Source organism: Pseudomonas sp. FP1742 (assembly GCF_030687145.1).
Taxonomy (GTDB): Bacteria; Pseudomonadota; Gammaproteobacteria; order Pseudomonadales; family Pseudomonadaceae; genus Aquipseudomonas; species Aquipseudomonas frederiksbergensis_D.
Genome location: NZ_CP117460.1, coordinates 604,890 through 619,944 on the forward strand (window position 1 = coordinate 604,890; position 15,055 = coordinate 619,944).

The 15,055-nt window shown below is 58.3% G+C and carries 14 protein-coding genes; 6 read left to right on the forward strand and 8 right to left on the reverse strand.

The genetic code is table 11. The annotated features are described in order from the left end of the window. Positions 1-70 precede the first annotated feature (70 nt). From PSH64_RS02640 to PSH64_RS02655, 4 genes are all read right to left on the reverse strand, one after another. The gene (locus PSH64_RS02640) at positions 71-1,861 is read right to left on the reverse strand and encodes a molecular chaperone (RefSeq protein ID WP_305479839.1); all 1,791 of its coding nucleotides are present in this window, start codon (positions 1,859-1,861) and stop codon (positions 71-73) included. 103 nt (positions 1,862-1,964) lie between these two features. Beyond that, positions 1,965-2,825, reverse strand: a complete 861-nt coding sequence (asd, locus tag PSH64_RS02645) for an archaetidylserine decarboxylase (RefSeq protein ID WP_305479840.1) — start codon at positions 2,823-2,825, stop codon at positions 1,965-1,967. 18 nt (positions 2,826-2,843) lie between these two features. Continuing rightward, entirely contained in the window at positions 2,844-3,659 is an 816-nt protein-coding gene (gene rhdA, locus PSH64_RS02650) for a thiosulfate sulfurtransferase (RefSeq protein ID WP_305479841.1), read from the reverse strand. Positions 3,660-3,946: 287 nt separating this feature from the next. After that, positions 3,947-5,479 (reverse strand): HDOD domain-containing protein, encoded by a 1,533-nt coding sequence (locus PSH64_RS02655; protein ID WP_105340488.1) that lies wholly within the window; start codon positions 5,477-5,479, stop codon positions 3,947-3,949. 166 nt (positions 5,480-5,645) lie between these two features. On the opposite strand from PSH64_RS02655, the gene motA reads away from it, so the two are divergent. The 6 genes from motA to PSH64_RS02685 all read left to right on the forward strand — a co-directional run bounded on the left by motA (position 5,646) and on the right by PSH64_RS02685 (position 11,677). Continuing rightward, positions 5,646-6,497, forward strand: coding sequence for a flagellar motor stator protein MotA (motA, locus tag PSH64_RS02660; protein ID WP_105340487.1), 852 nt, complete (start codon positions 5,646-5,648; stop codon positions 6,495-6,497). Between the two features lie 3 nt (positions 6,498-6,500). Next, on the forward strand, positions 6,501-7,547 hold the full coding sequence (gene motB / locus PSH64_RS02665; RefSeq protein ID WP_305479842.1) for a flagellar motor protein MotB: 1,047 nt from the start codon (positions 6,501-6,503) through the stop codon (positions 7,545-7,547). 110 nt (positions 7,548-7,657) lie between these two features. Further along, complete coding sequence (locus tag PSH64_RS02670; RefSeq protein ID WP_305479843.1) at positions 7,658-8,824, forward strand: sterol desaturase family protein; 1,167 nt, start codon at positions 7,658-7,660, stop codon at positions 8,822-8,824. A 462-nt stretch (positions 8,825-9,286) separates the two neighbouring features. Next, positions 9,287-9,556: a hypothetical protein gene (locus PSH64_RS02675; protein WP_305479844.1), complete on the forward strand. Its 270-nt coding sequence runs from the start codon at positions 9,287-9,289 to the stop codon at positions 9,554-9,556. Positions 9,557-9,767: 211 nt separating this feature from the next. Next, positions 9,768-10,922 carry a hypothetical protein gene (locus tag PSH64_RS02680; protein WP_305479845.1) on the forward strand — a complete coding sequence of 385 codons (1,155 nt, stop codon included), beginning with the start codon at positions 9,768-9,770 and terminating at the stop codon, positions 10,920-10,922. After that, a complete protein-coding gene (locus PSH64_RS02685) occupies positions 10,916-11,677 on the forward strand; it encodes a hypothetical protein (RefSeq protein WP_305479846.1) in 762 nt (253 codons plus the stop codon). Before PSH64_RS02680 ends, PSH64_RS02685 begins: the two co-directional genes overlap by 7 nt. A gap of 204 nt (positions 11,678-11,881) precedes the next feature. Here PSH64_RS02685 and PSH64_RS02690 read toward each other — a convergent pair whose 3' ends face one another. The 4 genes from PSH64_RS02690 to rsgA form a co-directional block, all read right to left on the reverse strand. Then, on the reverse strand, positions 11,882-12,367 hold the full coding sequence (locus PSH64_RS02690) for a toll/interleukin-1 receptor domain-containing protein (RefSeq protein WP_305479847.1): 486 nt from the start codon (positions 12,365-12,367) through the stop codon (positions 11,882-11,884). Next, complete coding sequence (locus tag PSH64_RS02695) at positions 12,367-13,326, reverse strand: caspase family protein (RefSeq protein ID WP_305479848.1); 960 nt, start codon at positions 13,324-13,326, stop codon at positions 12,367-12,369. Before PSH64_RS02695 ends, PSH64_RS02690 begins: the two co-directional genes overlap by 1 nt. Before the next feature lie 2 nt (positions 13,327-13,328). Beyond that, positions 13,329-13,736: a TIR domain-containing protein gene (locus PSH64_RS02700; protein ID WP_305479849.1), complete on the reverse strand. Its 408-nt coding sequence runs from the start codon at positions 13,734-13,736 to the stop codon at positions 13,329-13,331. Positions 13,737-13,947: 211 nt separating this feature from the next. Then, positions 13,948-14,979 (reverse strand): small ribosomal subunit biogenesis GTPase RsgA, encoded by a 1,032-nt coding sequence (gene rsgA / locus PSH64_RS02705; RefSeq protein WP_105340483.1) that lies wholly within the window; start codon positions 14,977-14,979, stop codon positions 13,948-13,950. Between the last annotated feature and the right edge of the window lie 76 nt (positions 14,980-15,055).

The following is a 15,055-nucleotide window of genomic DNA, read 5'->3' on the forward strand; positions in this document are numbered from 1 at the left end:
TGTCGATCACACGATCAATGTGGGAGCGGGCTTGCTCGCGAAGGGCGCGCCGCGGTTTATAGGCTTACGCTCACAGCGACTTCCACAACGAATCAAACTCTTGCGTTACCCCGACCACGCCGCCTTGAGCGGCGTTTTCGTTAGTGGCTACCTCCAGCGAACGGTAGGCAAACTGATTGAAGCTGTTGCTGCTCGCCACCCGTCGCTCCAGCTCGGCCCGGCGTTCCTGGCCGTTGGTGTTGATCAACACCTTATTGCCTTCCTGGAACGGCAGGCGCGGGGCGAGCAGGGTGGCCGGCAGGTCGATGGCGCTGATGGCGGGCAGTAACAGCCCGCGCAGGTACTGGCTGTGCTCGTCGCCGGAGCGCATCAGTTGCAGGCCGCAGGGCTCGGCGTATGGCGCAACTTGTTCGATACCCATCTGCGTGCCGCCGCCCCGTACCTGACGTATCCAGCGCACCACGGCAATGCTCCAGCCTTGGCCGGCCGTATCCTCGATACCGACCATCTCGCCGGCCTGCAGTTCGGCGGGCACTGCGCCGGGCCAGGCCAGGCAATAACCGCCAGGGCTGTGATTGATCACCGGTAGTGCATAGGTCGGGAACTGCTGCTGGCGGTCGGATGCCTCGTGGCTGTCATCGTTCTGAAGGTGCGGGTATTCGATCTCTTCGTAAGGCAGCAAAGTGTCTGCCGTGCCATGGGGGGCGGCGTCGAAGGCTTTGTTCCATTGGTCTTTGGCGCGTCCGGCCGGTTCGGTAACCGAGAACTGCGCGGGACGGGCGCCAGTTTTTTTCAGGATGTCACTGAACGAGCGCTGCCCGCCGAGATAAAAGTGCAATGCGCTCATCCCCACGCACAAGGTCAATGTGCCGTGGCCGACGGTGCGCTGGAAACCACGCTCGGCGGCCTGGCCCCAGGCGGCATGCAGGTGTTGCAGTGTGTCCAGATTCAGCCCCATCGGCACCGGCAATGGCGATGCTTTATCGGCCGACTGTTGCAGGTGGACTTCGATGGCCGTGACCAGTGGCTGCGGATCGATCCCCAACAAACGCGCCTGTTGTTCGGGCAGGAATTTGGAGCGGTAACGCGGGCCGGTATCGAGATCCGGCGCGACGGCAAACAGCCCGTTGTCCGGTTTGTCTGGTTGCAGCTTGATCCATTGGCTCCAGGGTTCCAGCACCTCGGCGAGCCGGGCGATCTGGTTCTGGCGCAGTTGATTGCAGCGGGAAGCGCCCAGCAGAAGGGCGACGACGTAGGTTTGCTCGATGCTCAGTTTTTGCGTCTGGCTGGCCAGTTCATCACGCACGCTCAAATGTTGCAGTTGGAACTGACAGCCGATCCGATACAGCTGATGCAGTTCCAGCCACAGCCCTTCGGGTACTGGGCAATAAAGCTCGGTGGCGCGGATCAATGCGCCGTTCAGGCAATGGATGGTCCGTTGCAACGCCTGGGTCAGCAGCGGCGCACGGTCCTTGCTCAAGCGCGGTGCGATGCGGATGACGATTTGCTTGTAGCCGATCGCCAAGTGGCTCTGCAGCGCCTGGCAAAGGTTGGCAACCTTGCGCGAGCGCTCGTCGAGCACAATCGCCTGATGCAGGAAATGCCGCTCCAGGTGCTTGCAGACGTAATACACCTCGGGCCGCAACAGTTCGAGCAATTGCAGGCGATTATCGCTGGGGGTGAGCAGTTGATTGAGTTCGCTCAAGCCTTGATACAACTGGCGAGCGGTTTCGCCGATGTTGGCTTTGGGCAGGTTGGCGATCCAGCGCTTGAGGTCGCGAGGCGTGGCTTCGCAGAAAGACAGACCCGACTGCGTCGGGATCGGTGCGCGTAGCAGCAGGACAGGATTGGTCTCATTCATGCCGTAGACAAACTCCGACCGGGAAATGGGCAGTGAATGACTTGACTGTAGCAGCTATGAGCGAGGCCCCCACGAAGAATGTTCGTGGGGGCGGACCGAGGGATCAGGCTACTGGCAGGCCGATGCTCTGGCCCATTTGCACTGGCGAAAGTGGGCCCAGCCCTTCAGCCCATTTCACTTGATCCGGTCCGAACAGCACGACCGCCGTGGAGCCGAGCTTGAACCGACCCAGTTCCGCACCTTTTTCCAGGTGAATCGGCGCACGCGCAGCTTCGTCGTAACGGAAGGTTTTCAGTTCGCGCTTGGGCGGCGTGACCAGCCCGGCCCAGACGGTTTCGATCGACGCCACAATCATCGCGCCCACCAGCACCACGGCCATCGGCCCGCGCTCGGTGTCGAAAATGCACGCTACACGCTCGTTGCGGGCAAACAGTTCCGGCACATTTTCAGCGGTGGTCTGGTTGACCGAGAAGATGCGGCCGGGAATGTAGACCATCTCGCGCAGGGTGCCGGCCAGCGGCATGTGCACGCGGTGGTAATCTTTCGGCGACAGGTAAATGGTGGCGAAATCACCGCCCATGAAGGGCGCGGCGTTGGCCGCGTCACCGCCCAGCAGTTCCAGCACGCTGAAGCTGTGGCCCTTGGCCTGGAAAACGCGTCCGTGTTCGATCAGGCCGAGCTGGCTGACGGCACCGTCGGCCGGGCTGAGGATCGCGCCAGGGGTTGGGTCCAGCGGGCGAGCGCCGTCTTTCAAGGCGCGGGTGAAGAACGCATTGAAGTGCTCGTAAGCCGTCAGGTCCTCGACCAGCGCCTGGGACATGTCCACTTGATAGCGCTTGGCGAACCAGGCGGTAAAGGCGTTCTTGAACCAGCGCACGCGGCATTCGGCAATGCAGCCGGCCAGTCGCGAGAGCAAGTGATGGGGCAGCAGGTATTGGCTGAGGATAAACAAACGCTTATTCATTAACTGTCCTTGAAAAACTTAAATCTCAACGGGCGTGTCGGGGTGGTTGCCCCATTCGCCCCAGGAGCCGGCGTAGCCTTTGACTCGCGGATAACCGAGCGATTTGGCTACCAGATAGGTGAAGCCAGAACGATGGTGTGTCTGGCAGTGGGTAATGACTTCTTTGTCTTTGGTAATACCGAGTTGTTCCAGGATTTTCGGCATGTCGGTGCGGATACGCAGGTTGCGCGCCTGATCCATGCCGGCGGTCCATTCGAAATTGACCGCGCCGGGGATGTGCCCGCCTTTGGCCGCCAGCACTTTTTCGCCGGAGTATTCCAGCGGCCCGCGCGCGTCCCAGATCGCCAGGTCGGCGGCGCCGAGACGGCTTTGCAGGTACTCGCGGGTGGCAGTGGGTTCGTCGTGCAAGGTCAACGCAACCGGGCCACCGACTGGAGGCGGGATCTGGATCGACATGGGCGAGCCTTCCGCCAGCCAGGCCGGCAGGCCGCCGTCCAGGTAGTGGTATTTGCGGTGGCCGATGACATCCAGCAACCAGATAAAACGTCCTGCCCAACCGCCGCCTTCATCGTCATAGACGACATAGACCGCATCGGGGTTGTGCCCCAGTTCGCCGAACAGTGCTTCAAGCGCGGCTTGGGTCGGCAGCAGGCCGGGCGCAGGCGCCTGGCCCAGCTGAGTGCGTTTTGGATCGACAAAGCGTGCACCGGGGATATGCCCTGCGGCATAGCGGGCGCTGCTGGTCAGGTCTACCAGAATCAGTTCGCGGGAGTCGAGACGCGGGAGCAGGTCGCTCGGTTCGATCACCAGCGCCAAGCCAGAGAAGTCAGACATGTGAGGTCTCCAGAGCACAAAGGGGAGGATTGTAGCGCAGCGTCATGAGGGCCTGTTATCAGTTATTTCGGCACAGGAAGTAACTGAAAACAGGCCCTGATGGTTAATGCCGGTCAGTTAAGTCGTAATGCGATCTGTAGCAGCTGCCGAGCCTGCGAGGCTGCGTTCGGCTGCGCAGCAGTCGTGAATCCGGCTGATGTGGTCTGCCTGATGCACCGCAAGTTCTGGTTTGACGACTGCTGCGCAGCCGAACGCAGCCTCGCAGGCTCGGCAGCTGCTACACGGCCCTAGCGGTGGCTGAAGTTGTGCAGGGCCTTTTCGATGCACTGCGCGGTTTTGCCGAAAGCTTGCACGGTGATTTCCGAGAACGGGCCGCCGCCCTGATCCGCTACCACGATCATGATTACCCGGCCGTTGTTGACCAGTGAGCGCAGCAGCAGGTGTTCACCACTGAACTGAGAGCGCAGGCTGGCCGGCAACAGGGCCGAGAATTGCGCATTGTTGGCAGGCGTCAGGCGTACCTGGGCCTGTTGCGCGAGCAGGCGTTGCAGCACGGTGCTCTGGCTGACCGCCAGGTTCAGGCCGGCCACTTCCCTGGGCAGCCCGGCGGTCTGGTGCACGCGCAGATTGGCGTGCGTGCGGTCGGCCATCAGGATCATCACCCGCCGCATGCCGCACGCCACCAAGGCGTCTCGGGCCGATGTGGTCAAGTGCATGGCATTGGTGAAGCGGCTTGGCTCCACCAGCAATTCGGCACATTGCTTGCGCCATTTCGCCAGGTCTTCGGCGGTGGGGGCCGGGGCGGGGAGCAAACCGGCGTGGATGCGCCTGGTGCCCGACGGCCAGATGAGTGCTTCGGCCGGGTGCCAGAGATCCGGCATGGCATGTTGGCGCGCACTGTTGACGGCTTGCTGGTGCAATTGTTGCTGCACCTCATCCATCGGCATTTGCAGGTAAAGGCTGGTCAGGTACTGCCAGCGCTCGCAATGGGGACTGTCCCAGGCCTGTTGTGCCGCCAATGCCAGGCCGTTGGCCAACAGCACGGTATTGGCGGGCTGATTGAGCCAGCGGCGCAACGTCGGGTCGTCATCGAGGCGATTCTGTTGGCGCAATGGATGATCGCTGTCGCGAGCGATGCGCAGGACTTTCACCAGCTCACGTTGCTCGCTGCGCAGCAGCCGATAACCCTGTTGGACCCAGATCGGCAGGCGCCAGACGTCCACCAGTGCCAGGCAGATTTCCAGCAGGCGAACACCGAATAATTGCTTTTCGACTTTGCGTGCCGACTCGCCTTTATGGATGACCCGCAGCTCCCACTCCTCAAGCAACTGCGGATGGGTCAACGCCATGGGCCACAGTGGCGAGAGAAACAACAGACTGCCCCAGTGGATGTCCTGCCACAGGCGCGCCAGGCGACTGGCAAAAAAGCCATTGGCCTGTTGGGTGGCGTGCTGGCTGATCAGTTGAAGCTGGCGCAGGGCGACGGGGATCTGCAACTGGGGTTCGGCGGGCAGGCGATCGAGCAGTTCTTCGGTGCGTTTCAAACCGAGGCGATTGATCGCCACCTCAAGGTTTTCAGCCGGTGTCGTCATGCTGCCGTGGCTGTGGCGGTTGGCTTCGCGAATCACACTCAAGGCCAGGGCCGGGCTGTCCTGCATCAGTTCGGCGATGTCGCGCAACGAACTGCGATTATCGCGGATGGCTTTGCAGACGCGGTCGTGACTGGCTTGCGGAACCGGTAGACGCACGCCGTCGAGAAGCTTGACCCAGCCTTCGAGAGTGGTCGGTTTTGGTGTTGGGACGTTCGTTTCGTTAGCCATGTCTGGAGGCGATCATCGTCTGCATTACCTATGCCCGAGGTGGGTCAAATTGGCTTTTCGCCTGAACTGGCTATAGTCTGGCGCAGTTTTGCCGATAAGTAGAAGAAGAGATTTTTTAACTTCCGAATATGACCTTGAACCCGACTCAGTAAGTGCTCTCCTACCTATGGCTAAAATTATCGGCATCATCGTCGTATTCGCGAGCGTGCTCGGCGGATACGTGCTTTCCCACGGCAAGATTGCCGCTCTCATCCAGCCTTTCGAGGTGATGATTATCGGTGGCGCGGCCCTTGGCGCCTTCCTGCAGGCCAACCCCGGCCATATGACGATGCACGTGCTCAAGAAAGCCTTGGGCATGTTCAATTCGCGCTTCAACCACACCTTCTACCTGGAGGTGCTGGGGCTGATCTACGAGATCCTCAACAAGAGCCGTCGCGAAGGCATGATGGCGATCGAAGGCGACATCGAAGATGCCGCCGCGAGCCCGATCTTCGCCAAGTACCCGGCGGTGCTGAAAGATGAACGCATGACCGCGTACATCTGCGATTACCTGCGCATCATGTCCTCCGGCAACATGGCTCCCCATGAGCTTGAAGGCTTGTTCGACATGGAGCTGACCAGCCTCAAGGAAGACCTGGACCACCCTTCCCACGCCGTCAGCGGCGTCGCCGATGCCATGCCTGGTTTCGGTATCGTCGCGGCAGTATTGGGTATTGTTGTGACCATGGCCTCCCTGGGTGAAAGCGACCAGAAGTCCATTGGTCTGCACGTGGGTGCGGCGCTGGTAGGTACCTTCTTCGGTATTCTCGCCGCCTACGGTTTCTTTGGTCCGTTGTCCCATGCCCTGGGCCACGACGCCAAGGAAGAACTGAACGTCTACGAAGCCATCAAGGCCTCGCTGGTGGCTTCGGCTTCCGGCATGCCGCCATCGCTGGCGGTGGAATTCGGCCGCAAGGTTCTGTACCCGGCGCACCGCCCTAGCTTCGCTGAGCTGGAACAAGCGGTCCGCGGTCGCTAAGTCATGGAAAATAACCAGCCGATAATCATCAAGCGCGTAAAGAAATACGCGGGCGGGCATCACGGGGGCTCCTGGAAAATCGCCTTCGCGGACTTCGCGACGGCGATGATGGCGTTCTTCCTGGTGCTGTGGCTGTTGTCCACGGCAACACCGGAACAGAAGATCGCCATCGCCGGTTACTTCAAGGACCCGGTCGGTTTTACCGAAAGCGGTACGCCGTACATCATCGATCTGGGCGGCTCGCCGACCCTGGCGCCGGAGACCACCCTCAACCCCGAGGTGAAATCCCAGCCGCAGCCGGACAAGGTGACGGTCGACACCGAACAGGTCGAAAGCATGGCCGAACAGGTCGAGAAGGAACGCCTGGAGTTGTTGCTGCAAGAGCTGCAGAACAAGGTCGATGAAAACCCGCAGTTGCAGAAATTCAAGGACCAGATCCTCTTCGAAATTACCCAGGACGGTTTGCGCATCCAGATCATGGACGCTGAAAACCGCCCGATGTTCGACTCCGGCAGTGCGCGCCTGAAGCCGTATTTCGAAGACATCCTGCTGGCCATGGCCGACACCATCAAAGCGGTGCCGAACAAGATCAGCATCAGTGGCCACACCGATGCCAAGCCGTACTCGGGCACCGGCGATTTCGGCAACTGGGAACTCTCGTCCAACCGCGCCAACGCGGCTCGTCGTGCGTTGGTCGCCGGCAGCTATCCAGACTCGCAAGTGGCGCGCGTCGTGGGTTATGCCTCATCGGCACTGTTCGACCGGGAGAACCCGTTCAACCCGGTCAACCGCCGGATCGACATTGTGGTGCTGACCAAGAAAGCCCAGCGCGCCATCGAAGGTGAGCAAGGTGCCGAACCGGCGCCAGCGCCGACGCAAGGGCAGGGTGGTCCGGGCGAAGTGCCTGCGCCGCCAGCCGATCCGAACGCATTGCCGGCGGACAAAGAACCGCTGCCGGCACACGAACTTCGTGAGCGTTTGAATCTGTTTGATAATCCGGCGCCGAAGCCGGGCGAGCCGCCCAAACCTGCTGTACCGCCCAAGCAATAACCTGCAGAAAAGCCACCATGAGTGGCTTTTTTGTTTCTGGCTACGTCACTGCAGCGTCGCAATGACTCGACTCACTGCAAGTTTGTTTTCGGAATCATGGAAGATCAGTAATGGAAAGACTCAAGTTCTATTTTCAGCAGCATGGCAATGCGCCCTTCAAGTTTGGTGAAGGGCGGGTCAGTGGCTACATCTCGGCCACACTCGGGCTATTGAGCCTGCTGGCGGTATTCTGCTTTCTCTTTCCTGAATGGCTGACCACCGCCGAACTGCGCAAGGTGTACGACGAACAGTTTGCGCGCACCACGCTATTGCTCGGGCTGGTACTGTCCTTCAGCCTGGGCACCCTGAATATCCTGCTTAACAAGCGCAAGCGCCTGGGGATCACCGGACTTGTCGCCTCGGGTCTGGCGGTGTTTCTCGGCGGCACCAATGTGCAGATCAGTTCGATTGGGCAAACACCGTATTCGCTGGGGCTGGACTGGTTCGTCCTGGCCCTGCTGGTGTCGGCCATCGTCTTTATCCCCCTGGAAAAACTCTATTCCAAGGACCCCGAGCAAAATATTCTGCGTCCGCATTGGCGCACTGACCTGACCTACTTTTTTGTCAGTCATATGCTGGTGCAGTTCATCCTGATTTTTATCACAGCCTCTTCGAGCTATGTGGCCGGTTGGGCGGTGTCGACAGACTTGCAGGCCAACGTACAAAGCCTGCCGATCGTTGTGCAGTTTTTGCTGGCGGTGCTGGTGGCCGACCTCGGTCAGTACTGGCTGCATCGGCTGTATCACGTCGTGCCGTGGTTATGGCGTATGCATGCCGTGCATCACTCAAGCACGCACATGGACTGGCTCGCCGGTTCGCGTGTCCACTTCATCGAGATTTTGCTGACTCGCACCGGCGTGCTGGTGCCTTTGATGCTGCTGGGCTTCGCGCCACAGGCGTTGAACGCCTACGTGATTCTGGTCGGCGTACAGGCCGTGCTGGCCCACGCCAATGTGCGGATCAACGGCGGCTGGCTGAATTATGTGATGGTCCTGCCGCGTTATCACCATTGGCATCATGCCCGGCACAAGGATTACATCTACAAGAACTATGCGATCCATACGCCGCTGGTGGATATGCTGTTCGGCACCTTCAAGTTGCCACCCAAGGAGTGGCCGACGCGCTACGGGGTTTTTGGCAAGGACTTGCCGGGCGGTATCCTGCGCCAGCACTTGTACCCGTTTCAGAAGCCCGAGCTGAAGAGCGTCGAACCGAAACCGCCGGCCGCGGTTTCCTGAGGTAAAAAAAGCCGCGATGATCGCGGCTTTTTTGTCTCTGCTGCTTCGTCCTGAATAAGGTTTACACCTTCTGGCTTCTTATCAGGAAGTCGTTATGGACAATCACTCCTTGCCACAGCTTCAACGGCAAAACCGCTGGATTGGATGCCGCTAATCATTTTCGTGGCGTCACGAAAATGATCGGCAAAGGCGGGCAGCGACTGTCGATCTGGAACTCGAATAAGACAGCAACGAACGGAAGGTGGATTGATTAACCGCGCGATGGGCTGACGGTGCCAGCGGTAAAAATCAAGGAGTGAGGCTTGTTCGGAGAATGATGTAGGACAGTTCCGAGGCGTATTGGCCGGGTTTACTTACCCAGATTGCTCGCCTACAGTTCGCTCGTCGCTGACGAATCAGCGATCGATCTTAGCCGGTCGAAACAAAGATGAATCCTCACCCAAGTGACCGGAGTTAGACCTAATGGCTAAGTATCACCCCTTGCAAGGCAATTTCAGCGTCGGCCCGACTCTGTATATCGACACCGAAGCCAAAGTCTCGGATCTCCTCGAAACCGCCACTCACCGAATCAAAGCCGCGCGCAATCTGCTCAATAGCGTCACCTGCCTGTGCATCAAAAACGTCGAAGGTCACGATCTGGAGCATTTCGCCAATGCTGCACACCTGTTGATTCAGGACGGCTGTGACACCTTGGATGCTTTGGGCTGGAAGCTGGAAAAAGCCGCACGTTGAAGACCGGAAAGCCGCGATCGTCGCGCATCTGGTCGCGGTAGGGGTTGTAGATAACTCTATCCCTACCGCGACAGTCACTCGCTCCCTGGCCATTATCTTTTATCTCGCTTCACAGAGACTCTGCAGCAGAATTCACGGAAGAATATCAGGAATTTTGCACGCTATCAGAGCCTCTGATATCGTGATGAAATCGTGATACGGAAGAATGACCATGGTTGATTTTACCAGCTACGACCACGACCTCCCTGAGAGGCGTGACCTGATCGAGCTCAAGGTCTATGTAGAGAGTGTGCTTGGTCTCAAGCTGCGCTTAAAACCGTGGGAGCACGTCAAAATCCTTCCGTATGTGCTGCGTGACCGATACGAATTTTTCGTCACGGAAATCTTGGGTGCCAAGTGCCTTATCCTCAAGGAGCATCCACAGCGGGAAGCTAGCGTTGCGGATGTAGCCAAGCATATGCAGGCAATCAACAAGCTGCTGGAGAAGAAGTCGCCCGAAACCAGTGACCTCATGGTTTTCGTCACAGACGCGCTCCCGAGCTATGACAGAAAACGACTGGTCGAGAAAGGCGTCCAATTCATCGTGCCGGGAAACCAGCTTTATCTTCCTGCGTTTGGAATGGATTTGCGTGAGTACTACAGGCAGCGCCTGGAAAAACCTCAGGTTCTGAGCCCCGCCACTCAATCCATGCTTATTCAATTCTTGATCAAAGGATGGCAGCCCCGGTTACTGACCACTCGCTCTACTTTCGAGAAGTCCTTTACCTACGCAAAAATGACCGTTACCAGAGCCATTAAAGAGCTGACCGATCTGGACATCGTTCAGCCTGGAAAGGAAATGGGTGAAGCCGCGATCTTTTTTCACTTGTCTCCTAAAGAGACTTGGGAAATGGCGAAAGACTACATGCGTACGCCGGTCAAAAAAACGCTTTGGTTAAATGCAATTCCTGAGGCGTTTGACACCCCAATGCTGCTGGCGGGGGAGGCGGCCCTGGCAGAGATGAGCCTTCTCGCCAGTCCAAAAGTACCTGGCTTTGCAATGACGACTGCGCAGTTCGATCACATTCGAGAGCTTGCTCAGTCTGATCACCTCCAAAAAGTGAATACTGCATATGGGGTAGAGATCGGCTTTTGGGGCTCGACTTCAAAGACGGCCAAATCTAAACGCGAGACCACGTTTCCCTATTTTGAGGTGCCGCAAAACCATGCAGCGTGCTGCATCCAGTTTTGGAACTATGAGCCACTGCACAGCAACATAGCTATTGGAGTTGTCGACCCATTTTCTCTCTATCTAAGTCTCAAGGATGACCATGATGACCGGGTGCAAATGTGTTTGGATGAAATGATGGAGAACGTGAAATGGTAGTGGGTATCGACCGGTTTAGAGAGTATTTCAAAGACTATCAGGGCAGCTACGTTCTGATAGGCGGGGTGGCAGCCTCGATAACCATGGAGGATCTGGGTGAGCGGTTTCGACCCACCAAGGACCTGGATGTCGTACTGGTCGTTGAGGCTCTCAATCGTGAGTTCGTAGGTCAGTTCTGGAAGTTCATCAAGGACGGCGGATATGCCATTCGCCAAAATGGAGACAGAGAAGGGGACTCCCCTGTGTTCTATCGCTTCCAGAATCCCGAGGACAAATCCTTTCCAGTTCAGATCGAGCTTTTTTCTCGTCTCCCAGATGGCCTGGAACACGAAGAAGCGGCCCGAATGACCAGAATCCCCGTAGAAGAGCAAGCCGCAAGTCTTTCTGCGATCATCCTCGATGATGAGTATTACAACTTTCTCCTGGCCGGCGTCGATCAAACCCAGGAAATCAGTCACATTGGGGCCGACAGGCTCGTTCCGCTCAAAGCCCATGCCTGGCTTAACAAGAAGGCGCAGATCGAGAACGGCGTGCAAGTGGACAGTCGCGATATCAAGAAGCACTTCAGAGATGTGATCTTGCTTTCTGTCGGTCTTACGGAAGGAATGACCGAACTCCCTGAACGAATGGCTCTCGATTTGACGTCATTTCTCAGCCAAGTGCCCGCTGAGCTTGCGTCAAACCCCCAAGGTTACAAAGGGGTGGATGGCGACCGCTTGATCAAGACCATTCAAGAAGCCTTCAGCCTCAATTAATTCTTTTTTTTCGCACGGTATCGTAGGCGCTGATAGCGTGCGTAAATCCTGTTATTTGGCTGTTAAGATGGCTCTGTAACGCCGATTTTGGACGTAAGGTATGTTGGCTGGGCAAGTCTGCTCAGTGCGTCAGCTTCCAGCCCAGCGCATCCAAGGCTTGCTAAAGACCAGAAAGCCGCGATCATCGCGGCTTTTTTGCACCTGTCAGTTACCCCGTCGGATGCGGTTTTTGAGCTGGTCGTGGAACACCTCGGCATTGCGTCTGTAGGTGCCGTAAAGGGATTCGCTGATCGAATCCAGCGTCATGGAGCGCTTGGTCGCCACTTCTTCACGGTAGGCATCAATGAAAAAATCCAGATCCTTGTCAGTGCTGAGTTTTGGCCATTTATCGAGGTACAGCGGCAGCTCCGCCGGTCCGGTCTTGAATGAGCAGATCCGCCGGTTGCTGATGGTCGCCTCCCCGATTTCGAACGGCACCCACCAGGAGTGTGCGGTCCTCTCGGAAACGACAGCCAGCAAGTGTGTGCATTCTGTGATGTTGCGGGTGATCACCCCAGTGATGTCGTCGGTAGTCTGGGATTCGGGATCCAGCACATCCAGATAAGTTTTGATGTTTGCCTGCTTCAGGCGAGTGTTGATGGCGATGGCGTGGGGCCGATCGCTATGGCGGTAGCTGATGAATACGGGCATTAGAAATGTCCTTTGAGGGCGAGTTCGCGGTAATAGGCACCGAGTGCCGTGAGGCGGCAACCGGTGGAGTTGATGGCCGCGTAGTACATGTGTTCGGCGTCCACCGGTACGATCAGGCTGTGGCGGTTGCACTTTTGCAGTTGTTTGAAGATGTGGCCGTGGTCCGGGTCGTACGTGGCTTCGGTGGGCTCGTAGCTGGGGTCAAGTGCATAGACCGACTGTGCCTCGGGAAACCACTCGGGCAAGCGGCTTAATATTTCTTCCAGAATCAGCGGCGGGACTTCGCGAAGGGCGATGAATTGCGACACGTTGGTTTTGAACACCGGACGCTGATCCCAGGCGCCCAATGCGTTATCGACGAACGAATACAGGCTGCCAGGCGTGATCTCGCCCAATACGTTGGCGGCGCCGCCGTGAAGCGCTTGCAGCAGCAGTCCGGTGAACACGCCATGGCCGGACTCCTCCAGGGCGGGCTGGGCTTTCTTGCAGGCGGTCAATATCGTCATGCCTTCGCCGATGACGCTGGCGCCACCGCGCAGGCCGCGCATCTCGCCCGCGGCGCCAGCTTCGCAGCAATCGAGAATGATGACTTTGTTTTTGATCTTGTCGGCAGCGTTCGCCCACTGAAGGATGTCGCTGATGCGAATGCCATCGTTGCTGCAGCGGTAATCCTGTGGAATTAGCATGCCTTCATCGATACCGCTTTCGAAGTGGCCATGTCCGGCGAAGTACAGCAGTGCCACATTGCAGTCGCCGGAGAACAATTGCTTGATGTTCTCTTCCAGCATCTGGCGAGTCAGATACTCCTCGGCGGACGTCAGCACCAGGTTTTTGAAGTTGGGCTTACCCGTCGCATGTCGTTCCAGTATCGAGGCCATGGCGATGGCGTCATTGTTACAGCCACTGAGCGGCGCGATATGCGAGTAGTGGTTGATACCGATAAACAGTCCCTTGCGCATGATCACACCGCCGTTTGCTGGCGGATGGCGCTGACGATGCTCTTGGTGTTCCACGCGCATTCGGCATGCGCGGCGTTGCGCACCACGGCAGAAATCCGCTCGGCACCGAACGGTTTGATCGCGATGATCACCTTGCCCATGCGTTTGGCGATCTCGATTTCCTTGTTGATCCACTTGCTGTAGGTCGAATACATGCCTGCCATGATCAGCACTGCCGAGCAGGGGCGGATCTTGTTTTCGATGGCTTCTTCGAGCTGTTTGTCGGTGCGGGCGCCCATGATCGGGTTGTGCGGTGGCACCGAGAAATTCTTGAAGCTGAAGTCCGGCTCTGCGCCCAGCAGGCGTACGAGATTGTCGTGAGCGTGGGGATAGGTCCACGAATGGCTGATGAACAAATGATAGGTTTGCATGGGGTGTCCTCGGAGTCGCGAAAGCGCGAAGAGGAACCGAATGTAGGCATCTGAATGACGCCCACAAGGCTTGAGCGGTTAAAGAGAAATGTCCTGCAAGCAGGCGCGCGCAGTCCCTTCAGAAAGGTCTGACGTTTAGATTCGGCAGGATTTTGTAAGGCGGAACTGGCGACTGGCAGCCTTTCAGGCTGAGAGTCGCCGGCACACCTGTTTAATAGCTGCTTTCAGGCAAACTGGCGATGATCGACCGGTAGCTATTCATTCGCTGCTGCTGCACACGACCCTCTTCCAAAGCCTTGAGCAGGGCGCAACCCGGCTCACGGTCGTGTTTGCAGTCGCGGAAGCGGCAGGTGCCGAGCAGGTCGGTGAATTCGATGAAGCCGGCTTCGACGTCGGCACGGCTGACGTGACCCAGGCCGAACTCGCGGATACCCGGGGAATCGATCAATTCACCGCCACCGGGGAAGTGGAACAACCGCGCGGTGGTGGTGGTGTGGGTGCCCTGGCCCGACAACTCGGACAGCGGGCCGACGCGGGTTTCGACTTCCGGCAGCAGGCTGTTGACCAAGGATGATTTGCCGACACCAGACTGGCCGACGAACACACTGATGTGCCCATCCAACAGTTTTTGAAGTTGTTCCATGCCGTTGCCGTGGTGCGCCGACACTTCCAACACCGGGTAACCCAGGGTGCGGTAAACCGCCAGCAAGGCATTCAGCGCCGGGGCGTTCTGCTCGTCGATCAGGTCGAATTTGTTCAGCAGCAACAACGGCCGGATACCGGCGTGTTCCGCGGCGACCAGGTAACGGTCGATCAGGTTGGCGTGAGGCTCGGGCAGCGGGGCGAAGACGATGACGATCATGTCGACGTTGGCCGCCACCGGCTTGAGCTGGCCACGACTGTCCGGGCGGCAGAGTTCGGTTTTGCGTGGCAGTTGCGCCACGATCACGCCGATGCCCTGGTTGCCGGCACGCCATACGACCTGATCGCCGGTCACCAGCGCCGGCAGGTTGGCGCGCAAGTGGCAGCGGAATACCTGGCCGGCCAGCTCGCCATCGAGGGCTTCGACTTCAACCTGAACACCGAAGTGCGCGATCACCAGGCCCGTCTGTTCCGGACCCAGGTCGCCACCCTCAAGTGCCTCGACAGCCGAGGACTCGCGTTTGGCGGCGCGGGCAGCGCGCTCGCCCTGAATCTTTTCGATGCGCCAGTTTTGACGACGATTGAGTTGGCGTTTGGCCATGGGTGTTCCGTATCGAGAATGCAGCGATTAGGTAAAACGGCCGCGAGTTTAGCACGCCCGGCCGCCTCCCTAGGCT